This window comes from Azospira sp. MPR-E4, from assembly GCF_058809645.1.
In genome coordinates, this window is the sequence record NZ_JBXAST010000024.1 from 1 (window position 1) to 20,184 (window position 20,184).

20 protein-coding genes are annotated in these 20,184 nt (G+C 67.7%); 16 read left to right on the forward strand and 4 right to left on the reverse strand.

Features of this window, described 5'->3' with window-relative positions; all coding sequences use genetic code 11:
• Positions 1-715: CBS domain-containing protein (locus AC1RTA_RS09080; RefSeq protein ID WP_492784556.1), on the reverse strand; the 715-nt coding region annotated here is incomplete at its 3' end.
• Between the two features lie 198 nt (positions 716-913).
• Here AC1RTA_RS09080 and AC1RTA_RS09085 point away from each other — a divergent pair.
• From AC1RTA_RS09085 to AC1RTA_RS09140, 12 genes are all read left to right on the forward strand, one after another.
• A complete protein-coding gene (locus AC1RTA_RS09085; RefSeq protein ID WP_014238123.1) occupies positions 914-1,339 on the forward strand; it encodes a c-type cytochrome in 426 nt (141 codons plus the stop codon).
• A 53-nt stretch (positions 1,340-1,392) separates the two neighbouring features.
• Positions 1,393-2,769: a cbb3-type cytochrome c oxidase subunit I gene (locus tag AC1RTA_RS09090; RefSeq protein ID WP_014238124.1), complete on the forward strand. Its 1,377-nt coding sequence runs from the start codon at positions 1,393-1,395 to the stop codon at positions 2,767-2,769.
• A gap of 287 nt (positions 2,770-3,056) precedes the next feature.
• Positions 3,057-4,349: a porin gene (locus tag AC1RTA_RS09095; protein ID WP_492784557.1), complete on the forward strand. Its 1,293-nt coding sequence runs from the start codon at positions 3,057-3,059 to the stop codon at positions 4,347-4,349.
• A 10-nt stretch (positions 4,350-4,359) separates the two neighbouring features.
• The gene (locus AC1RTA_RS09100) at positions 4,360-4,806 is read left to right on the forward strand and encodes a type 2 periplasmic-binding domain-containing protein (protein WP_492784558.1); all 447 of its coding nucleotides are present in this window, start codon (positions 4,360-4,362) and stop codon (positions 4,804-4,806) included.
• The gene (locus tag AC1RTA_RS09105) at positions 4,803-7,184 is read left to right on the forward strand and encodes a putative bifunctional diguanylate cyclase/phosphodiesterase (RefSeq protein ID WP_492784559.1); all 2,382 of its coding nucleotides are present in this window, start codon (positions 4,803-4,805) and stop codon (positions 7,182-7,184) included. Before AC1RTA_RS09100 ends, AC1RTA_RS09105 begins: the two co-directional genes overlap by 4 nt.
• 96 nt (positions 7,185-7,280) lie before the next feature.
• Positions 7,281-7,883 carry a cytochrome c oxidase subunit 3 family protein gene (locus tag AC1RTA_RS09110; protein WP_492784560.1) on the forward strand — a complete coding sequence of 201 codons (603 nt, stop codon included), beginning with the start codon at positions 7,281-7,283 and terminating at the stop codon, positions 7,881-7,883.
• 10 nt (positions 7,884-7,893) lie between these two features.
• On the forward strand, positions 7,894-8,184 hold the full coding sequence (locus AC1RTA_RS09115; protein ID WP_043799579.1) for a cytochrome C oxidase subunit IV family protein: 291 nt from the start codon (positions 7,894-7,896) through the stop codon (positions 8,182-8,184).
• A complete protein-coding gene (locus AC1RTA_RS09120) occupies positions 8,184-8,975 on the forward strand; it encodes a CbbQ/NirQ/NorQ/GpvN family protein (protein ID WP_130458797.1) in 792 nt (263 codons plus the stop codon). The genes AC1RTA_RS09115 and AC1RTA_RS09120 overlap by 1 nt, the downstream gene beginning before the upstream one ends.
• Positions 8,976-8,984: 9 nt before the next feature.
• On the forward strand, positions 8,985-9,389 hold the full coding sequence (locus AC1RTA_RS09125; RefSeq protein WP_014238131.1) for a hypothetical protein: 405 nt from the start codon (positions 8,985-8,987) through the stop codon (positions 9,387-9,389).
• Positions 9,390-9,413: 24 nt separating this feature from the next.
• Positions 9,414-10,406: a 4Fe-4S binding protein gene (locus AC1RTA_RS09130; RefSeq protein ID WP_130458798.1), complete on the forward strand. Its 993-nt coding sequence runs from the start codon at positions 9,414-9,416 to the stop codon at positions 10,404-10,406.
• A 92-nt stretch (positions 10,407-10,498) separates the two neighbouring features.
• Positions 10,499-12,346 carry a nitric oxide reductase activation protein NorD gene (locus AC1RTA_RS09135; RefSeq protein ID WP_492784561.1) on the forward strand — a complete coding sequence of 616 codons (1,848 nt, stop codon included), beginning with the start codon at positions 10,499-10,501 and terminating at the stop codon, positions 12,344-12,346.
• 32 nt (positions 12,347-12,378) lie between these two features.
• A complete protein-coding gene (locus AC1RTA_RS09140) occupies positions 12,379-13,119 on the forward strand; it encodes a Crp/Fnr family transcriptional regulator (RefSeq protein WP_014238134.1) in 741 nt (246 codons plus the stop codon).
• Positions 13,120-13,131: 12 nt separating this feature from the next.
• On the opposite strand, the gene AC1RTA_RS09145 is transcribed toward AC1RTA_RS09140, so the two are convergent.
• Positions 13,132-13,866: a S1 family peptidase gene (locus AC1RTA_RS09145; protein ID WP_492784562.1), complete on the reverse strand. Its 735-nt coding sequence runs from the start codon at positions 13,864-13,866 to the stop codon at positions 13,132-13,134.
• A gap of 227 nt (positions 13,867-14,093) precedes the next feature.
• On the opposite strand from AC1RTA_RS09145, the gene AC1RTA_RS09150 reads away from it, so the two are divergent.
• From AC1RTA_RS09150 to AC1RTA_RS09160, 3 genes are read left to right on the forward strand one after another with little or no spacing between them, the layout of a single operon-like run.
• A complete protein-coding gene (locus AC1RTA_RS09150; RefSeq protein ID WP_152088918.1) occupies positions 14,094-14,615 on the forward strand; it encodes a PAS domain-containing protein in 522 nt (173 codons plus the stop codon).
• Positions 14,590-15,885, forward strand: a complete 1,296-nt coding sequence (locus AC1RTA_RS09155) for a methyl-accepting chemotaxis protein (RefSeq protein ID WP_492784563.1) — start codon at positions 14,590-14,592, stop codon at positions 15,883-15,885. Before AC1RTA_RS09150 ends, AC1RTA_RS09155 begins: the two co-directional genes overlap by 26 nt.
• An 18-nt stretch (positions 15,886-15,903) precedes the next feature.
• Positions 15,904-16,272: a response regulator gene (locus AC1RTA_RS09160; RefSeq protein WP_130458803.1), complete on the forward strand. Its 369-nt coding sequence runs from the start codon at positions 15,904-15,906 to the stop codon at positions 16,270-16,272.
• A 180-nt stretch (positions 16,273-16,452) separates the two neighbouring features.
• Here the strand turns inward: AC1RTA_RS09160 and AC1RTA_RS09165 are convergent, their stop codons facing one another.
• Both AC1RTA_RS09165 and nirJ read right to left on the reverse strand, forming a co-directional pair.
• The gene (locus AC1RTA_RS09165; RefSeq protein ID WP_492784564.1) at positions 16,453-18,051 is read right to left on the reverse strand and encodes a cytochrome D1 domain-containing protein; all 1,599 of its coding nucleotides are present in this window, start codon (positions 18,049-18,051) and stop codon (positions 16,453-16,455) included.
• Positions 18,048-19,223 (reverse strand): heme d1 biosynthesis radical SAM protein NirJ, encoded by a 1,176-nt coding sequence (gene nirJ / locus AC1RTA_RS09170; protein WP_492784565.1) that lies wholly within the window; start codon positions 19,221-19,223, stop codon positions 18,048-18,050. The genes AC1RTA_RS09165 and nirJ overlap by 4 nt, the downstream gene beginning before the upstream one ends.
• A 201-nt stretch (positions 19,224-19,424) precedes the next feature.
• Between nirJ and AC1RTA_RS09175 the strand changes: the two genes are divergently transcribed.
• Positions 19,425-20,171 carry a tRNA pseudouridine(65) synthase TruC gene (locus AC1RTA_RS09175; RefSeq protein ID WP_492784566.1) on the forward strand — a complete coding sequence of 249 codons (747 nt, stop codon included), beginning with the start codon at positions 19,425-19,427 and terminating at the stop codon, positions 20,169-20,171.
• The last annotated feature ends 13 nt before the right edge of the window (positions 20,172-20,184 follow it).

Genomic DNA, 20,184 nt, shown 5'->3' on the forward strand with positions numbered 1-20,184 from the left:
CCTCCCCGGCCGCCCCCACCACCACCAGATGGCGCACGTGCTCGGCCTGCATGCGGTCCACCGCCTGGCTGAGGGGATAGCCTTCCGGAATGCTGGCCACCGGGGCGCTCATCACCGCGGCCAGGGGCTGCTCCAGGCTGTCGGCACCGCGGCGGAAGAAGCGCAGGGCGTCCCGCTCGGTGAGGATGCCCAGGGGCCGGCCGGCCTCGGCGACGACGACGCAGCGCAGGCTGCCGGCGGACATCAGGGCCAGGGCCTGGCGCACCGTATCGCCGGGCTGCAGCAGCTGGACGCCGCTCTGCATCACCGCATTGACGTCCCGCAGGCGGCGGAAGAAGGCGGCCCCCAGGTGGAAGCGGAAGTCGCTCTCGCTAACCACCCCCACGGGCTGGCCCGCTTCGCCGGTCACCAGCAGGTGGCGGATGCCCTTTTCCGCCAGCAGGTGGTAGGCGTGATGCACGGACATGCGGGAATCGGCGGTATACACCGGGGAGCTCATCACCTGATCCACCGCCAGCAGGCCGTCCACGTTGGCGGAGAGGGCCCGCAGGATATCCCGTTCGGTGACGATGCCCACCATCAGGGCACCCTCGCGCACCAGCAGGGAGCTGATGCGGGCCGTTTCCATGACTTCCGCCGCCGCCAGCAGGGTGGTCCGACGCTCCACCTCGACGATATTCCAGGTCATCAGGTCTGCGAGGGTGCGTTCGGGCATGGCGTGAGGCCGGACTAGGGGTGAAGCCTCAATTCTAAGGGCTGGAGGGCGGAATCCCAAAGCCGGCCTTGTCCGGAGAGCGACGGAGGCCCTTCCGGCCTTTTTGATTCACATCATGGCTGCATAAGGAGCCCCGTCGCTACTCTCCGCACTGCCGTGTTCCATCTTTATTTTTTCCTCTCATGAAAGGAGGGCAGCATGAGCGGCGCTTTCACTAAGTCGATGGCGCGCAATATCTTTTTCGGCGGAACGGTCTTTTTCTTTCTGCTGTTCTTGGCATTGTCGTTCGACTCAACCGCAACACTGCCGAAGCGCGATAACCGGGCCAATCTGACCCCGGCCGTCGCCAACGGTAAAAAAATCTGGGAAACCCGTAACTGCATCGGCTGCCACACGCTGCTGGGCGAAGGCGCTTACTTTGCGCCCGAGCTGGGCAATGTGTATCCCCGCCGCGGTGGTGACTTCATCAAAGCCTGGATCAAGGGCCAACCCAGCGGTGCCCCCGGCCGTCGCCAGATGCCTCAGTTCAACCTGACTGAGCAGCAACTGGACGATCTGGTGGCTTTCCTCAAGTACACCTCTGAGATCAATACCGCTAACTGGCCGCCCAACATCGAGGGCTGATGCCTCGACGCGGACCCCAGAAAAACAGAGCTTACGCTTAAGGAGTCATCGCTATGCAATATAAATCCCAGGCCGTTGCCACGCCGTATTTCATCGCGGCAATCGGTCTTTTCGTCGGGCAGATCATATTCGGGCTGATCATGGGCCTGCAGTATGTGATCGGGGACTTCCTGTTCCCGATGATCCCCTTCAACGTGGCCCGCATGGTCCACACCAACCTGCTCATCGTGTGGCTGCTGTTCGGCTTCATGGGTGCGGCCTACTACATGATCCCGGAAGAATCGGAAACCGAGCTGTTCAGCCCCAAGCTGGCGCTCGCCATGTTCTGGATCTTCCTGGTGGCAGGGGCCCTCACCATCGTCGGCTACCTGGCGGTTCCCTACGCCACCCTGGCCGAGCTGACCGGTAACGACCTGCTCGAAACCATGGGCCGCGAGTTCCTGGAACAGCCGCTGATCACCAAGGTGGGTATCGTCATCGTCGCCCTGGCCTTCCTCTTCAACATCAGCATGACCGTGCTGAAGGGGCGCAAGACCTCCATCTCCCTGGTGATGCTGCTGGGTCTGTGGGGTCTGGCCGTGTTCTTCCTGTTCTCCTTCTACAACCCCACCAACCTGGTCCTGGACAAGTTCTTCTGGTGGTGGACGGTGCACCTCTGGGTGGAAGGCGTGTGGGAACTGATCCTCGGCGCCATGCTGGCCTTCGTGCTGATCAAGGTGACGGGCGTGGACCGTGAAGTCATCGAAAAGTGGCTCTACGTCATCATCACCCTGACCCTGGTCACCGGCATCATCGGTACCGGTCACCACTACTTCTGGATCGGCACGCCCGAATACTGGCAGTGGTGGGGTTCCGTGTTCTCCGCCCTGGAGCCCATCCCCTTCTTCGCCATGACCGTGTTCGCCTTCAACATGGTGAACCGCCGTCGTCGCGAACACCCCAACAAGGCCGCCACCCTGTGGGCCCTGGGGACCGGTGTGATGGCTTTCCTGGGCGCCGGCGTGTGGGGCTTCCTGCACACCCTGGCTCCGGTGAACTACTACACCCACGGCACCCAGATCACGGCAGCCCACGGCCACATGGCCTTCTACGGTGCCTACGTGATGGTGAACCTGACCATGATCTCCTACGCCATGCCCATCCTGCGCGGCCGTGCTGCCAACAGCAACAAGTCCCAGGTCCTGGAAATGTGGAGCTTCTGGCTGATGACGATCTCCATCGTCTTCATCACCCTGTTCCTCACCGCCGCCGGCATCCTGCAAGTCTGGCTGCAGCGCGTCTCCGAGACTCCCCTGTCCTTCATGGCAACCCAGGACAAGATCTCCCTGTTCTACTGGATGCGTGAGTGGACCGGCGTGGTCTTCCTCATCGGCCTGATCCTGTACATCGCCAGCTTCTTCGTGAAGGGCGAGGACAAGGCAGCCGCCTGAGGTCCCGGCAACACCTCCGCCCCCGCCGCCCCAACCGCGGCGGGAGCGGAACCAGCAACACCTTTTTTGTCACCTCCCAACCTCCGTTGACAAACCGGCGCACTCGCAAGGGTCCGCCGGATTTTTTTTGCCCCGCCGAACGGCCGGGACCGCGGCCGGCGGGCCTGCCGGCGTGTATTAATTGCTTTTACGCAGTGCAGCAATTGGTTAAGCTGCGTCAAGAACAGACTGACAGCCAACAGACGCAATTCCCTCGAGCCGCACCAGGGGGGGGGTGGAATTGACCAATGTATAAAGAAAACAGTCTTGCCCAGAACCGTCCCGACCCCGGCCCGATGCTGGCGCCGGGGCCGTCTACAGCCTGCCTCGCAGCCCTGCTCGGCGCCCTGCTCTGCCTGCCGCTCCCGGCCGCCGCGGACGCTGCCGACAGCCTGGAGAACGAGCCCGCGCGCCTGCATCTGCGGGGTTTCGGCACCCTGGGCCTGACCCGCTCTTCCGCCGACGGCGCCGACTTCGTGCGGGACCTCTCCCAGCCCCGGGGCACCTCCGGCGGCAACTGGTCGTCCCGGGTGGACAGCGTGCTCGGCCTGCAGGCCAACTGGCAGGCCACCGACCAGCTCGAGGCGGTGGTCCAGGGGGTCACCCGCTACCGTTACGACCAGACCTACCAGCCCGAACTGACCTGGGCCTACCTCAAGTACGACCCCACCCCCTCCCTCAGCCTGCGGGCCGGCCGCCTCGGCACCAATTTCTTCATGCTCGCCGACTCCCGCCTGGTGGGCTATTCCTACCTGGCGGTGCGGCCCTCGGTGGATTACTTCACCTCCCTGCCCTTCTCCCACGTGGACGGGGTGGACGGCAGCTTCACCTTCCCCCTGGGGCCGGGCCTGGGCAAGGTGCAGGCCTTCAGCGGCCGCATGCACGGCAGCCTGGCCCTGGGCGACCAGCAATGGCAGATGGGCGGCTCCAGCATGTACGGCGGCCACCTGGACTACCTGCAGGGCCCGTGGACCCTGCGGGCCGGCTACGCCCACCTGCGCTTCGGCCAGAACCTGCCCATCGACCCGGTGGTGAACGGCCTGCGGGCCAGCGGCGTGCCCAGTGCTGCCGCCGCGGCCGACGCCCTCGGCACCCAGGACAAGGACAGCGAGTTCTACTCCCTCGGTGCCCTCTACGAATCCGGCCCCCTGCAGGCCCAGCTGATGCTCAACCGCATCCGCCAGCAGAGCGCCGCCTTCCAGGACTCCCGGGCCGGCACCCTGCTGGCCGGCTACCGCATCGGCCAGTTCACTCCCTACGCCGGCTATTCCTGGCAGAAATCCACGCCCAAGAGCCTGACCACGGGACTGCCCCCTGGCCTGCTGAATGCGGCCGTCAGCAGCATCCTGGCCGATTCCCGCAGCCACCAGCACACCGTGACCCTGGGCCTGCGCTGGGACTTCCGCACCAACATGGACCTGAAGCTGCAGTACGACGCCGTGCGCGGCAGCAGCGACTCCATCTTCCCCACCCGCCGCGACACGCCGGGCTGGAACGGCCGCACCGACGTCATCAGCATCGTCACCGACTTCATTTTCTGAGACGACGCCCGTGAAACCCCGCCTCCTGCCCCGCCTCCGCCTCATCCTGGCCCTGCTGCTCCCCGCAGCCGGGCAGGCCGCCGGCGACCTGGTGGTGGTGGTCAATCCCCGCAGCGGCGTGGAGAAACTGAGCCGGGAAGACGTCACCAACATTTTCCTCGGCCGCTACCGCCAGTTTCCCTCCGGCCTCACCGCCGTGCCCCTGGAACTGCCCCAGGAATCCCTGGAGCGGACCCAGTTCTACTGGCGCCTGGTGGGCAAGAGCCCGGCGGAGATCAATGCCTACTGGGCCCGGGTGATCTTCTCCGGGCGCACCTCGCCGCCCCTGCAGCAGCAGTCGCCGGACATGCTGCTCAACACCGTGGCCAGCAACCGGGGCGCCATCGGCTACCTGGACCGCAGCCGGGTTGATGGCCGGGTCAAGGTGGTGCTGGAACTGGAGAACCGGACCCCATGAGATGCCCGCCCAAACGCAACATCCTCAGCCGGGCCGTCTGGGCCATGGCCGGGGTCACCCTGCTGGTGGGCACACTGGTGATCGGCATCACCTGGGTCGTCACCAACCACCTGGCCCAGCAGGAAGCCAACAACCGCCTGGGGGAACTGCTCGACACCATCGAGGAGACGGTGCGCATCGCCTGTTTCATCGAAGACGCCCAGCTGGCGACGGAAGTGGCCCGGGGCCTGATCCGCAACAGCGAGGTGGCCGCCGTCAGCATCCGCAGCCTGAACCAGGAGCTGGGGCGGGAGGAGCGCAGCGGCCAGTTGTCCCAGAACAGCGCCGCCGCCCTGCGGCGGGACATCTACTCCCCCTTCGACCCCACCCGCCGGGTCGGTGAAATCGAGCTGCAACCCAACCGGGAAGCCCTGGAACAACGCACCTTCCGCGAGAGCCTGTTCGTCGGCCTGGTACTGGCCGCCCAGCTGGCCCTGCTGACCCTGGCGGTGATCTTCATCGTCCTGCGCCTCATCGTCGCCCCCATCAAGGCCATCTCCGACCGCCTGCACCTGCTCAAGCCGACCCTGGGCGAGCGGCTGCCGGCGCCCCCCGGCCACGGCGGCAACGAAATCGGCCGCCTGGTGGACGACATCAACGGTCTCACCGAGGACCTGGTGGCCGCCCTGGAGGAGGAGCACAGCCTGCGCCTGCGCCAGGCCATGGACGAGCGCAAGTACCGGGACATTTTCGAAAATGCGGAATCGGGAATTTTCGTGGCCGACGGCCAGGGCACCCTGCTCTCCCACAACCGTTCCCTGGCCCGCCTCAGCGGCCAGGAGGAGCGGCCGGGCGGCATGCCGCCCAACCTGCTGGCCCTGCCCTGGGGCCAGCCGGAGCAGACGGCGGCCCTGCTGCGCAGCTGCCTGGAAAGCAACAGCGCCCAGGAGGACGACCTGGAACTGGCCCTGCCGGACAATCCGCGCTGGCTGCACCTGAGCCTGACCCCCATCGGCGACGCCCTGGTCCAGGGCATCGCCAGCGACATCACCCAGCGCAAGCTGGTGGAGACCTTTGCCCAGCGCATGACCGTCACCGACCTGCTGACCAGCCTGGGCAACCGCATGGGCCTGGAGCAGCAGATCCGGGAAATGATCATCCTCCATCCCGAGCAGCCCTTCGCCCTGCTGCTCATCAACCTGGACGGCTTCAAGCGCATCAACGACGGCCAGGGCTTCGACGTGGGCAACGAACTGCTGCTGATGGCCGCCAACCGGCTGCGCAACTGCATCAAGGGCAGCGACTGGCTGGGCCGCACCAGCGGCGACGAATTCGCCCTGCTCCTGCCCAATGTGGAAGGCCAGGAGATTCCCGCCAAGGTGGCCCACCGCATCGTCGAGACCCTGGGCCTGGCCTACGAGCTGGGGGACACCCCGGCCTTCGTCGGCAGCAGCGTCGGCATCGCCCTCTACCCGGAGGACGGGCGGGAACTGCTGACCCTGCTGCGCAACGCCGAACTGGCCCTGGACCGGGTCAAGCGCAGCGGCGGCCGGGACTACCAGTTCTTCCACCCCTCCATGGCCGCCGCCGCCGAGAACCGGCGCCGCCTGGAGAACGAACTGCGCCTGGCGGCGGAGCGCCAGGAGCTGCGCCTGTTCTACCAGCCCATCGTGGACATCCAGCAGAACCGCCTGGCCGGGGCCGAAGCCCTGATCCGCTGGGTCCATCCCCAGCAGGGCATGGTGCCGCCGGACGACTTCATCCCGGTGGCGGAGGAAACCGGCCTGATCCAGGAAATCGGCCTGTGGGTGCTGGAAACGGCCTGCGACCAGCTGCAGCAGTGGCGCCGGGAAGGCCGGGAGGACCTGTACCTCTCCATCAATGTCTCCGGCAGCCAGATTCCCCACGGCCTGCCGCCCTCGGCGGTGATGGAGGCCCTCAGCCGGCGCAGCCTGCCCCCCGGCGCCCTGGTCCTGGAAATCACCGAGGGCGTGCTCATGTCCGACATGAAGCAGGCCCTGGAGTGGCTACAGGCCCTGCGCCAGGTGGGCATCCGCATCTACCTGGACGATTTCGGCACCGGCTATTCCTCCCTCTCCTACCTGAAGCGTTTCCCGGTGACCACGGTCAAGGTGGACAAGTCCTTCGTCCGCGACATGGGCCAGGACAGCAGCGACCGGGCCCTGGTGGAGGCCATCGTCGCCATGACCCGCAGCCTGGGCCTGGAGGTGGTGGCCGAAGGGGTCGAGAACGAGGCCCAGCTGGCCCTGCTGCGCGGCATGGGCACCCGCTACGGCCAGGGCTACCACTTCTCCCGCCCGGTGCCCGCCGGCGACTTTTCCGCCGTCGCCGAGCGTCTCGAAACCCTGCTGCAGGCCACCCCGGGCGCCCCCGGCTAGGGCCTGCCGCGGCCCGCGGCGGCCCCGGCCACCTTTTGCCGGCGTTCTTAGCAGGTATCAAAGTCGCCCCCGGCCCCCCTTCCTATACTGGGGCCCATGGATACCCAAGCCCTTGCCATGCCGTCCCCCGCCAGCGAGCGCCGCCTGCCCGGCGACCTGGCCATCTGGTTCTTCATCTGCGCCGAACTGCTGGCCTTCTGCGTCTTCTTCGCCGCCTACGCCTTCACCCGGGCCAAGCACGTGGAACTGTTCAACGCCGAACAGCTGGCCCTGGACCGCAACGCCGGCGCCCTCAACACCATCCTCCTGCTCACCGCCAGCTACTTCGTGGTGCGCGCCGTGCAGGCCGCCGAAGCGGGCCTCAGGGACAAGGTGGCGCCCTGGCTGGCCGCCGGCTTCCTCTGCGGCAGCGGCTTCGTCGCCGTCAAGCTGGTGGAGTACGCCGACAAGCTGGGGGCCGGCATCACCCTGTCCACCAGCCCCTTCTACATGTTCTACCTCTCCCTCACCTTCTTCCACTTCATGCACGTGCTGCTGGGGCTGGTGATCCTGGCCGTCCTCTGGTTCCAGGCCCGCCGCGGCAACTACGGCCCGGACAACGGCACCGCCATGAACAACCTGCACAGCGGCGCCTCCTACTGGCACATGGTGGACCTGGTGTGGATCATCCTCTTCCCCCTGGTCTATGTACTGCGCTGAGAACGGAACCATGGACAACCTGACCCACGTCGCCGCCCCCTACAGCACCCGCCGCAGCACCATCGTCTGGCTGCTGCTGATCGCCGCCACCCTGGCCACCTGGACCGTCGGCGAGGAAGGCATCAGCGGCCCCGCCGCCGTCGCCAGCCTGCTGCTCATCGCCGCCCTCAAGAGCCGGGCGGTGATCCTCGACTTCATGGGCCTGCGCCACGCCCCCCTGCTGTGGAAGGGCATCACCCTCGGCTGGGTGGTCCTGGTCTGCGGCCTCATTGCTATCGCCTACTGGAAAGGAATGCCCTGATGGACATGGCCGCCACCCTGCCCTTCTACGACGCAGCCGCCGATGAAGTGGAAATTTTCGAGCACGCCTGGAAGAACCGTCTGCCCCTCCTGATCAAGGGCCCCACAGGCTGCGGCAAGACCCGCTTCGTCGCCCACATGGCGGCCAAGCTGGGCCTGCCCCTGTTCACCGTGGCCTGCCACGACGACCTCACCGCCGCCGACCTGGTGGGCCGCCACCTCATCGGCGAAGGCAAGACCCTGTGGTGCGACGGCCCCCTCACCCGGGCCGTGCGCGAAGGCGGCATCTGCTACCTGGACGAGGTGGTGGAAGCGCGCAAGGACACCACCGTGGTGCTGCACCCCCTGGCCGACGACCGCCGCATCCTGCCCATCGACCGTACCGGCGAGGTGCTGGAGGCGCCGGATTCCTTCATGCTGGTGGTGTCCTACAACCCGGGCTACCAGAACCTGATGAAGGGCATGAAGCCTTCCACCCGGCAGCGCTTCGTCTCCCTGCGCTTCGACTTCCCCGGCAGCGCCCGGGAAATCGCCATCCTGCGCGGCGAAACCGGCTGCGACGAGGACCTGGCCAAGCGCCTGGTGGCCATTGCCCAGGCCCTGCGCACCCTCAAGGACCAGGACCTGGAGGAAGCCGCCAGCACCCGCCTGCTGGTCTACGCCGCCACCCTGGTGAAGGCCGGCATGGACCCGGTTACCGCCTGCCGCGCCGCCATGGTGGAAAGCCTCACCGACGACGTGGAAACCGCCGGCGCCCTGATGGAAATCGTCAACGCCACCTTCGGCCGCTGAGCTACCGCCATGGCCAGCCCCAGCGCCCCTGCAGACAACCCGGAAGGCACCGGCCTGGCCATCGCCGCCGAGGCCCTGTTCCTGGTCAATCTCCTGGCCCTGCCGGGCCTGGCCTTCGCCGCCCTGGCCTGGCTGTGGTGGCGCCACGGCGGCACGGCGCCCCTGCTGGCCCGCCAACACCTGCAGCAGACCTTCTGGGTCAGCGCCTGGGGCGGCCTGCTCATCGTCACCCTGTCCGCCGGCTTCATCGCCCTGGGCGGCCTCAACTGGGAATGGACCTGGGTCGCTGTCATCCTCTATTTCACCTGCGTCCATTCGGCCCTGGTGGTGGGCGGCATCGTCGGCCTGGCCAGCGCCATGGCCGGACAGCCCTGGCGCTTCCCCCTGATCGGCCCGCGCCTGCCCCGGGCCTGAGAAGGCCCTGCCCTTTCCATTTCCATGAACCAGCGCGTCATTCCCATCATTCCGGCGGCCCAGGCCGTGGCCGGCAACCAGCGCGTGCAGCGGCAACGGCTGGCGGCCCAGATGGGCTTCTTCGTCCTCTTCGCCCTGGCGCCGGTGTTCGACCTGTTCCGCTACGACCTGGCCCGCGGCCACGCCCTCTTCCTCACCTTCGAATGGCGCCTGGGCCTGGACCAGTTCCTGGCCGGCCGCATCGGCGCCGGGGAAGCGGCCTTCAACGTCCTCACCCGGCTGTTCCTGCCCATTCTCGCCGGCGCCGCCGTCTTCCTCTGGGCCGCCTGGAAATGGGGCCGCCTCTACTGCGGCTGGCTGTGCCCCCACTTCTCCGTGGTGGAGACCATCAACCGGGTAATGATCCGGGCCTCGGGCAAGCACAGCCTGTGGGACAAGAAGCCCATCTCCCCCTGGCGCCCCGACGGCACCCCGGCGCCCCGGGGCCCGATCTGGTGGCTGGCGGTGCTGCCCCTAGCGGTGGCCTTCGCCTTCGTCTGGGCGGTGGTCTTCCTCACCTACCTGCTGCCGCCCATGGAGGTTTACGCCAACCTCTTCAACGGGGAACTGACGCGCAACCAGCTCATTTTCATCGCGGCCGCCACTACGGTCATTTCCCTGGAATTCCTTTTCGCCCGCCACCTCTTCTGCCGCTATGCCTGCGCCGTCGGCCTGTTCCAGAGCCTGGCCTGGATGGGCAACAAGGACGCCCTGGTGGTGGGCTTCAACCGGCAGCGCACGGCCGAATGCGCCGACTGCCTGCCGGACCGGCAATCGGCCTGCGACGCCGTCTGCCCCATGCGCCTCAAGCCCCGCACCCTGAAACGCATGATGTTCGCCTGCACCCAGTGCGGCCAGTGCCTGGACGCCTGCGCCCAGAGCCAGGGCCGCCAGGGCCAGCCGCCCCTGCTGCAGTGGGTGGAGGCGGAGGCGGCGCGGCAGAACGAGGCCGGATTTTCCGCGGTGGACCGGCCATGACCCGGCACCGCCCCAAGAACCGCATGGATAAAGGGCCCCAGGCCGGCGCTCAGGCCCTCGCGGCGCCCCTGGCGGCCCATTAAGGAACGGCCATGGAAGAATTCGTCGGCAAACTCTGGCACCGCTGGATCACCCAGGCCGCGGGCGGCCACTACCCCAAGGCGGCGGTCAAGCTGAAGGAAGTGGAACGCACCGCCGGCATCCTCTTCCGCGCCTTCGGCGGCGACCCCGGCCTGCGCGTCGCCGCCGCCGTCGAAGTGCGCCACGGCGCCCGCCGCCGCTGGCTGTCCCGGGTTGCCGGCAGCGACGAAAAGGCCACTCCCGCCACCCTGGACCTGGCCACCCTGCGCCTGCCGCCGGAAATCGCCGCCTTCCCCGACGCCGCCCTCAACCGGGACCTCTACCTGTGGCTGGCCGCCCTGGCCGCCGCCGGCCAGCAGCCCGGGGCTGCCGCCGAGGCCGATCCCTGCCGCCGCAACCAGGCCGCCACCCAACGCGCCCTGGCCTGCTGGCCCGGCCTGGCGCCCCGCTACCGGCGCCTGGTGCAGGCCCACCTGGCCCAGCGCCTCAACCCCGACAGCCTGCCCGCCGCCGAGCGGCCGCGGGAAGAGGCCATCCGCCGCGCCCTGCTGGAGCCGGGCAGCGTCGATGCCCTGCCCCGCTCCCCGGAGCCCTCCCGCCCGGTGATGCTGTGGCTGGGCGACTTCGGCACCGAGCCGCACGGCGCCACCCAGCCCAGCCGCGAGGCGCCCACCGAGGACCAGGCCGGCAGCCAGCAGCTGAAGGAAGAGGAGGAGCGGCGCGCCCACCAGACCGAGCGGGTGGAAATGCCGACGGAGAAGAACGGCATGCTGATGATGTTCCGGGCCGAGAGCATTTTCAGCTGGGGCGAATACGTGAAGGTGAACCGCCCCACCGACGACGACCCCAACGAGGACGCGGTGGCCGCCGCCAACGACCTGGACCAGCTGGCCCTGGCCGACGACAGCGAGAAGGTGGCCTCCAAGGTGCGCTTCGACCTGGACCTGCCCTCCGCCGCCGAGGACGACGTGATCCTGGGCGACGGCATTCCCCTGCCCGAATGGGACTACCGCAAGGGCCAGCTGCTGGAGGAGCATGTGCGCCTGCTGGAAGTGACGCCCCAGGCCGCCAGCGACAGCGCCCTACCGCACCGCCTCGCCCGCACCGCCCGCCGCCTGCACCAACAGTTCGCCGCCCTGCTGCCGGCCCGGCGCTGGCTCAAGGGCCAGCCCGACGGCCAGGAACTGGACGTGGATGCGGCAGTGCGCGCCCACGCCGACCGGGCCACCGGCGGCCACCCCACGGACAACCTCTACCTCTCCCTGGAAAAGCGGGAGCGGGACCTGGCCTGCCTAGTGCTGGCCGACCTCTCCCTGTCCACCGACACCTGGGTCAGCGACGAGGCCCGGGTCATCGACGTGGTCAAGGACGCCCTGCTGCTGTTCGGCACCGCCATGGGCGCCACCGGCGACGCCTTCGCCCTGTGCGGCTTCTCCTCCCTGAAGCGCAGCCAGGTGCGCTTCTCCCGCCTCAAGGATTTCGGCCAGAAGTTCGACGCCGCCGCCCGGGGCCGCATCCTGGCCCTCAAGCCCGGCTACTACACCCGCCTCGGCGCCGCCATCCGCCACGCCGCCAGCCAGCTGGCGCGGCAGCCGGCCAGCCGCCGGGTGCTGCTGATCCTCTCCGACGGCAAGCCCAACGACCTGGACATCTACGACGGCCGCTACGGCATCGAGGACACCCGCATGGCCATCATCGAGGCGCGCAAGCTGGGCCTGCAGCCCTTCTGCGTCACCATCGACCGGGAAGGGGCCTCCTACCTGCCCCACCTGTTCGGCCCCGCCGGCTACGCGGTGATCCGCAAGCCGGAGGAACTGCCCCGCCGCCTGCCCCTGCTTTACGCCCAACTGACGCGCTGACCCACCGCCTCCCAGGAAACGAAGGTAAGCCCATGAACAACAGCACCTGCCTCCTGCCCCCGGATTCGGGCACCCCGCCCGATCCCCGCATCATCGCCCTGCTGCGGGAAACCAGCCTCTTCGCCGAACTGGAGGAGCCCGACCTGGAGCGCCTGGCCCGGGGCGTGCGCGAGGTCGAGGCCGGCCGCGGCGACATCCTTTTCCACAAGGGCGATCCCTGCCGCGGCTTCCACCTGCTGCTGGCGGGACAGGTGAAGCTGGCCTTCAATTCCAACCAGGGCAACGAAAAGGTGGTGGAACTGATCCACCCGGGCCAGACCTTCGGCGAGGCGGTGATGTTCATGGAAAAGCCCTACGCCCTCTTCGCCCAGGCCCTGACCCGCTCCCGCCTGCTGCACATTTCCAAGCTGGTGCTGTTCCACGAGATGGACCAGGACCCCCTGCTATGCCGCAAGATGATCAGCAGCCTCTCCCGCCGCCTGCACCACCGGGTGGTGGATGTGGAAGCCTATTCCCTGCAGTCCGGCTGGGAGCGCATCGTCGGCTTCCTGCTGCGCGGCGCCGAGGCGCCGGAGGCCGGCAGCGGCAACTGTCCGCGCCAGGCCGTGGTGCGCCTGCCCAGCAGCAAGGGCAACATTGCCTCCCGCCTCAACCTGACCCAGGAACACTTTTCCCGCATCCTGCACGACCTGGCCGGCCGCGGCCTGGTGGTGGTGGACGGCCGCACCATCCACATCCCTGACGTGGAGGCCCTGCGTCTGGCTTCGCCCTAGGCCGCGCCCGATTCAGTCCCGGGTCAGGGTCAGGAGGATGTCCGCATACCAGGCGCAGTTGAGGCCCAGGGCCTCGTCCACCTCCGCATCCCGTCCGCCCGCATCGAGGCGGGCCGAATGCACGCCCAGCAGCAGCCAGGGCAGTTCGCCCCGCCCCCCGTCGCCGTCGGGCAGGCGCATCACCACCGGCGCGCCGCTGGTGCCGCGGTGGGTGCGGGCGTCGGTGAGGAAATAGCCCTGGCCCTGGAAGCGCAGGCCGAAGGACGAGGCCACCACCGCCTGGCGCGCCACCGGCATGTGGTGCAGCTGGTCGTGGAAGCCCAGGGGGAAACCGACGATGAGCAGGGAACTGCCCACCTCCACCCGGTCCCGGCGGCCGGCCAGGTGGGCCGGCGTGAAGGCGGCATGGAGCGTGGTCGGCGGCAGGGCCGCCCGCTCGATCTCGATCGCCGCCACGTCGATCTCCCCGGCCCCGTCCTCGCCCTGGCGCCACAGGCTGCGGCCGTCCCGGTAGAGGGGAATGGAAAAGCCGGTGGCGGCGGCCAGGTTGGCCGGATCGGTATGCAGCTCGATCTCGATGCGCTCCGGATGGTGGCCGCTGGCGGCATCGCACAGCACATGGCGGCTGGTGACGAGAAACAGGCGGCTCTCGTCCGGGGCGAAGAAAAAGCCGCTGGCATTAGTCAGGGCCCGCCCGGCGCCGAAAGTGCATACCCGTACTGCCGTCAACAAAATGGATTCGATCATGATCCTGGCACCTTTCGTCCCCAGGCCAAAAAAGGCTCCCGCCGAAGGGGGCGGGTACCGCCTGGAAAGCCATTGTGGGGCAAAGCGGAGAGCCTGCCCCGGACATTTGCCGACAGGGCCCCGGCAAAAGGAAAATATCGGCCCCCCAAGCTTTCCAATCCTCGTGCCACAAGGTAGATTACGGCCCCGGGAGGTATAGCTTCTTCCAGACGAGGAGCGAGACAAAAATGAAGGATAAATCCATCGTTCCCACCAACCGGGAACGGGTCATGCGCGACAACGATTTCATCGTCAGCAAGACCGACCTGAGCGGCCGCATCACCTACGGCAACGAGATTTTCATCGAGTTTTCCGGCTACAGCGAAGCCGAACTGCTGGGCACCCAGCACAACATCATCCGCCACCCGGACATGCCCCGGGCCGCCTTCAACCTGGTGTGGGACACCCTCAAGTCGGGCCGGGAAATCTTCGCCTACGTGAAGAACATGTCCAAGGACGGCAGCTTCTACTGGGTCTTCGCCCACATCACCCCGGACTTCGGCCCCAAGGGCGACATCGTCGGCTACTACTCGGTGCGCCGCTGCCCCAGGCGCAGCGCCATCGACAAGATCGTGCCGGTGTACCAGCAGATGCTGGCGGCCGAAAAGGCCGCCGGCAGCAAAGACGCCATCGCCGCCGGCACCAAGGTGCTGACCGACCTCCTGCAATCTTCCGGAATGAGCTATGAACAGCTGGTTCTCTCACTTTGACAAGCGGCGCTGGCCGCTCCTGATCCTGGTGCTGGCCGGTACCGGCCTGGCCTTCCTCGACCCGCTCTACGCCCTGCCGGCCCTGCTGCTGGCGGCCCTGCTGCTGGTCCTGCCTGCCACTTCCCGCCAGGAGCGCCTGAAAGAGCTGAACGCCCTGATGGACAAGGTGCAGAGCGGCCTGCTGGTGGAACGCATGCCCCGCAGCATCGACGATCCCCAGCTCGACGCCATCCGCATCAGCATCAACTCGGCCCTGGACCAGACCGAAACCGCCTTCCGCGAGATGCTCGGCGCCATGGAAGCCTCGACCCATGGCCGGCCCTGGCGCCGCCTGCACACCGCGGGCCTGCACGGCACCTTCCGCGACGTGCTGGAGCAGATGCAGGGCATGCTCGACCGCCTCGACGAGGCCCGGGAATCCGTGGCCCGGGAGGCCCTGCTGTCGAAGATCTTCCTGCGTTCGGAACGGGGCCTGTCCACCGCCATCGGCCGGGTCAGCGAGGCCCTGGAAACCGTGGCCCAGGAATCGGCCCAGGCCGAATCCCTGGCCCGGGCCTTCGCCGAATCCGCCGGCGCCATGTCCGGCGCCGCCGAATCCATGTCCGCCGCCCTCGGTCAGGCCCAGACCTCGGCCCAGCACAGCGCCGAAGCCCTGCACGAGCTGGACGGCAAGACCAACGCCATCCGCCAGCTGACCGGCCACATCGACGCCATCGCCAAGCAGACCAACCTGCTGGCCCTCAACGCCGCCATCGAGGCGGCCCGGGCCGGCGAGACGGGCCGCGGCTTTGCCGTGGTGGCCGACGAGGTGCGCAAGCTGGCCGACCAGTCCCAGAAGGCGGCGGTGGAAATCACCCAGGCCATCGGCGACGTTTCCGGCGCCATGGAAGACGTATCCCGGCGCATGGAAGAACTGGGGGGCGCCGTCTCCGACGCCCGCGGCACCGCCGATACCTTCAGCCAGGAACTGGCCGGTTCCGCCAGTTCCGCCTCCGTGGTGGAAGAACTGGCGGGCACCATCGGCCAGGGTGCCGGCAGGATGGAAACCTCCATGCGCATGGTGTCCCTGGCCCAGAAGGCCCGGGCCGACGTCAATGCCATCATCAACGGCGAGCAGGTGGAAATCGCCAGCCGCTCCGCCACCGAACGGGCGGCCCTGGAACTGGCCGCCACCCGCAAGTGGACCGAGGGCAGCGCCGAGCGGGATGCCCTGGTGGAAATGTACGACGAGCTGTTCGCCTACATCGAAAGCCAGAACGCCGCCCTCTAGGCGGTGTCTGCTCCGGCCATGGCAGCCAAGACCCTCCTGGTGGTGGACGACGTGGAGTCCATGCGCGGCATCCTCACCGCCATCGCCCAGGAGGTGGGCTTTGCCGTCAAGCAGGCCTCCCACGGCCAGGCCGGCCTGGAGATGGTGCAGGCCGGCGGCATCGATGCCATCGTCAGCGACTGGAACATGCCGGTCATGGATGGCGGCCAGTTCGTCCGCGCCCTGCGGGCGGCGGGCCACCTGATGCCGGTGATCATGGTCACCGTGGAAGCGGACCAGAACCGGGTGCGGGAACTGATCCAGACCGGCATCCAGGGCTACATCGTCAAGCCCTTCAAGGCGGAAACGGTGCACCGGGCCCTGGAAAAGCTGTTGCAGCGGCTCTGACGGAACACCGCCCGGGTTGCCGGGCCCCTGCCTCCCCTGGTCACATCCAGGGCGCTGCTGCCCGGCCGGGCAGCCCTCCTTCCCATCATCCCTTGCTCTCAGGCCATCCCCACCGCCATCGCGGCAGCAGGAAAGCCCGCCGGGACCCCGAGCGACGGGGCCCGGGCTGCCGAGCCCAGCCTAGTGGCTGGTGCCTTCGGAACGGGTGATCTTGTTCCACACGTTGTACTTGCCCACAGGCTTCTTCATGGGCAGGCGCTTCACCTCTTCCAGGGTCCTGGCGTCGTAGATGATCAGGGCGCCGTCCATTTCCCACAGGCTGGCCAGGGCGTAACGGCCATCCTTGGTGAACTCGATGTGGGCCAGGGTCTTGCCGGGGACGGGCTTGAGTTCCTTGACGATCTCCAGCTTGTCCTTGTCGATCACCTGCAGGGTGTCCTTGGCCGGGCTCATCATGGAATCGACGAAGGCGTAGCGGCTGTTCTCGTGGCTGCGCAGGAAGAAGCCGGCTCCCCGGGTGACGATGTCCTTCACCGGTTTCCAGTCCTTCATGTCGATCACCGTCACCTTGCCTTCCTTGAGGTTGGTGGAGGCCATCACGGTGCGGCCCTGCCAGTTCCAGGTGATGCCGGAGCCCAGGTGGGGCATGCCGGAGAGCTGCAGTTCGGAGACCTTGCGCCGGGCATCCAGGTTCACCACCTGGCCCTTGCCTTCCCGGCTGGTGCCCATCACCTCGGAATAGCTCTGGTCGAAGAAGAAATCGTCCAGGGGATCGGTGAGGCGGGTGCGGCGGGGGTTGAGGAAGCCGGGCACCGAGACCCCTTCCTTGTACTGGTAGTCGTGCACCAGGCCGTCGTAGATGGGATGGGCTTCCGGGTCGTAGCTGATTTCCCAGACCTCGGGCATGTCCTTCATGGCGGCGACGAAGCTCTTGCGCGGGGCGGCGTCGTACACCGCGGAAACCCGGGAGCTTTCCTTGCCGTCGGCGCTCTTCGCCTCCATCACCTTGATCAGGTTGAGGTCGGCGTCGAACAACACCAAATCCTGGGGCAGGTAGTTGGCGGCCATGACGTACTTGCCGTCGCCGGAGACGGCGGCGTTGCGGGTGTTGATGCCGGCCCGCACCTCGGCCACCACCTTCAGGTTCCACAGGTCGAACTTGGTCAGCCAGCCGTCCCGGGAGGCGAAATACACGAAGCGCCCGTCGGGGGAGAACTTGGGCCCGCCGTGGAGGGCGTAGCGGGACTGGAAGCGGTGGATGGGCTCCAGCTTGTCGCCGTCGAGGATGGAGACGTGATGGTCGCCCCCTTCCACCACCACGAAGAGGTTCATGGGGTCGGCCTTGAACACCGGCTTGGGCGAGAGGGTCTTCTCGTCCACATGCTGGACGCGGGAGGCCCGGATGTCCTTCTCCGTCCAGGTGGGCTTGGGGTTCACCGGGGCGTAGGCGTAGTCGGCCAGGGCGGCGATGTCGGCCTCGCTCAGCTGGTCCTTGAAGGCCGGCATCTGGGTGGCGGCCCGGCCTTCCCTGATGGTCTTGAGGGCTTCGGCCTTTCTCAGCCGTTCCAGGTTTTCCGGCAGCAGGGCCGGGCCCATGCCTCCCAGGCGGTCGGCACCGTGGCAGGCGGCGCAGTGCTGCTGGAACAGGGCCGGGGCGTTGGCATCGGCGGCGTGGGCCGGCCGGCTGGCCAGCCACAACGCCCCCAGACCGAGAGGTACGGAAAGCAGCCAGAAGGCCAGGGAGGACGGCCGCCTGGCGGCCTGGACGCGGGTTTTCATAGGGATACCTCGGTTACCTTTTTGACGCCGATTTCTTCGTCGCTGAGATAGCAGGCCGGGTCTTCGGCCCAGGGATTGCCGGTCAGCTGCTGGGCCCGCACCCGGGTGTTGCCGTTGCAGATGTTGAGGTAGGCGCAGGCGCCGCAGCGCCCCTCCACGGGCCGCGGGTGCTGCTTGAGGCCGGCCATGAGGGGGTCGGAGAGGTCGTTCCACAAGGTGGAGAAGGGCCGCTCCTTGACGTTGCCCAGGGTGTGGTGCCACCACATGGTGTCCGGATGCACATTGCCCAGGTTGTCGATGTTGGCCACATTGACGCCGCTGGCGTTGCCGCCCCACTGCTCCAGCTTGGCGCGGATGTGGGAGACCTTGTCCGGAAAGCGGCGGGCCACCCAGCGCAGCAGGTACACGCCATCGGCATCGTTGTTGCCGGTGACGAATTCCTTGTGCGGGCCACCCTGCCGGCTCATTTGGCTGTATTCCCAGCAGGTGTCCAGGAGCAGGTCCATGGCCTGGCGGGTGGCCAGGTGATGGGTGTCGGTGGCCCGGTTCTTGTTGCCCCGGCCGGCGTAGTTGAGGTGGGAGAAGTAGAACTTGTCGATGCCCTCGGCCTCGATCAGCTTGAGCAGGCCGGGCAGGTCGTGGGCGTTGTCCTGGGTCATGGTGTAGCGCACGCCCACCTTGATACCCCGCTCCTTGCACAGGCGGATGCCGGCCAGGGAGGCGTCGAAGGCCCCTTCCAGGCGGCGGAACCTGTCGTGGGTCTCCTTGATGCCGTCCAGGCTGACGCCCACGTAGTCGAAGCCAATCGCGGCGATGGCGTCGATATTGGCTTCGCTGATAAGGGTGCCGTTGGAGGAAAGGCCGACGTAGAAGCCCATGCCCTTGGCGCGGCGGGCGATGTCGAAGATGTCAGGCCGCAGCAGGGGCTCGCCGCCGGAGAGGATCAGCACCGGCACGCGGAAGGCCTTGAGGTCGTCCATCACGGTGAACACCTGCTCGGTGTTCAGTTCGCCGGGAAAATCCTTGTCGGCGGAGATGGAGTAGCAGTGCTTGCAGGTGAGGTTGCAGCGGCGCACCAGGTTCCAGATCACCACCGGCCCGGGCGGATTGCGGCGGGGGCCGATGGTGCTGGGGGTCACCAGCTCGTCCATGAATTGGGAGATGCGGAACATTTTTTCTTCCCTGGAGATCGTGGCTGCCATTGAACGCGGGAAGAAATGGGGCGTCGTTGATACGCATCAAGACAGCTGCGGGATGGGCGCCAGGGCGGCCTTCGGCGGATGCGGGGAGGCCGGCGGGAAGCCCTCGGGCAGCAATTCCTGCTAGGATGCCCCTCCCCTTTGCCATCACCGTTACCGAGGAAAACCGAGCGGATGCTGCCGATTATCTACCGCGACGAGCACCTGATCGCCATCCACAAGCCCCCCGGCCTGCTGGTGCACCGCTCCCTGGTGGACCGGCACGAGACCCGCTTCGCCGTGCAGCTGCTGCGGGACCAGATCGGCCAGTGGGTCTACCCGGCCCATCGCCTGGACCGGGGGACTTCCGGCGTGCTGCTGTTCGCCCTCAGCAGCGACATGGCGCGGGAACTGGGGCGCCAGTTCGAGGCCCAGACGGTGCACAAGACCTACGTGGCGGTGGTGCGCGGCCATCCGGAGGAAGCCGGCGTCATCGACCATGCCCTCAGCCGCCAGTTCGACGACGGGGAATGGCAGGGGGAGCGCATGAACCGGGAGCCCCAGGCCGCCCTCACCCGCTACCGGCGCCTGGCCACGGTGGAACTGCCGCTGGCGGTGGACCGCTATCCCAGCAGCCGCTACGCCCTGCTTGAACTGGAGCCGGCCACCGGCCGGCAGCACCAGCTGCGGCGCCATCTCAAGCACATCGCCCATCCCATCATCGGCGACGCCACCTACGGCAAGGGCAAGCACAACCGCTTCTTCGCCCAGCACTTCGCCTGCCCGCGCCTGCTGCTGGCCTGCCTGCGTCTGGAAGTGAGACACCCGGCCAGCGGCGCCCCCCTGCGGCTGGAAGCGCCCCTGGAGGGCGATTTCGCCCGGCTGGTGGCCGAGCTGGGCTGGGCCCAGGCCCTGCCGGCGGGGCTCGCCGGCCAGACCTGAGACACGGCAACGG

Coding starts and splice junctions, on each gene's coding strand:
- AC1RTA_RS09085 (WP_014238123.1), top strand. CDS start 914: ATGAGCGGCGCTTTCACTAAGTCGATGGCGCGCAATATCTTTTTCGGC.
- AC1RTA_RS09090 (WP_014238124.1), top strand. CDS start 1,393: ATGCAATATAAATCCCAGGCCGTTGCCACGCCGTATTTCATCGCGGCA.
- AC1RTA_RS09095 (WP_492784557.1), top strand. CDS start 3,057: ATGTATAAAGAAAACAGTCTTGCCCAGAACCGTCCCGACCCCGGCCCG.
- AC1RTA_RS09105 (WP_492784559.1), top strand. CDS start 4,803: ATGAGATGCCCGCCCAAACGCAACATCCTCAGCCGGGCCGTCTGGGCC.
- AC1RTA_RS09110 (WP_492784560.1), top strand. CDS start 7,281: ATGGATACCCAAGCCCTTGCCATGCCGTCCCCCGCCAGCGAGCGCCGC.
- AC1RTA_RS09115 (WP_043799579.1), top strand. CDS start 7,894: ATGGACAACCTGACCCACGTCGCCGCCCCCTACAGCACCCGCCGCAGC.
- AC1RTA_RS09120 (WP_130458797.1), top strand. CDS start 8,184: ATGGACATGGCCGCCACCCTGCCCTTCTACGACGCAGCCGCCGATGAA.
- AC1RTA_RS09125 (WP_014238131.1), top strand. CDS start 8,985: ATGGCCAGCCCCAGCGCCCCTGCAGACAACCCGGAAGGCACCGGCCTG.
- AC1RTA_RS09130 (WP_130458798.1), top strand. CDS start 9,414: ATGAACCAGCGCGTCATTCCCATCATTCCGGCGGCCCAGGCCGTGGCC.
- AC1RTA_RS09135 (WP_492784561.1), top strand. CDS start 10,499: ATGGAAGAATTCGTCGGCAAACTCTGGCACCGCTGGATCACCCAGGCC.
- AC1RTA_RS09140 (WP_014238134.1), top strand. CDS start 12,379: ATGAACAACAGCACCTGCCTCCTGCCCCCGGATTCGGGCACCCCGCCC.
- AC1RTA_RS09145 (WP_492784562.1), bottom strand. CDS start 13,866: ATGATCGAATCCATTTTGTTGACGGCAGTACGGGTATGCACTTTCGGC.
- AC1RTA_RS09150 (WP_152088918.1), top strand. CDS start 14,094: ATGAAGGATAAATCCATCGTTCCCACCAACCGGGAACGGGTCATGCGC.
- AC1RTA_RS09155 (WP_492784563.1), top strand. CDS start 14,590: ATGAACAGCTGGTTCTCTCACTTTGACAAGCGGCGCTGGCCGCTCCTG.
- AC1RTA_RS09160 (WP_130458803.1), top strand. CDS start 15,904: ATGGCAGCCAAGACCCTCCTGGTGGTGGACGACGTGGAGTCCATGCGC.
- AC1RTA_RS09165 (WP_492784564.1), bottom strand. CDS start 18,051: ATGAAAACCCGCGTCCAGGCCGCCAGGCGGCCGTCCTCCCTGGCCTTC.
- nirJ (WP_492784565.1), bottom strand. CDS start 19,223: ATGTTCCGCATCTCCCAATTCATGGACGAGCTGGTGACCCCCAGCACC.
- AC1RTA_RS09175 (WP_492784566.1), top strand. CDS start 19,425: ATGCTGCCGATTATCTACCGCGACGAGCACCTGATCGCCATCCACAAG.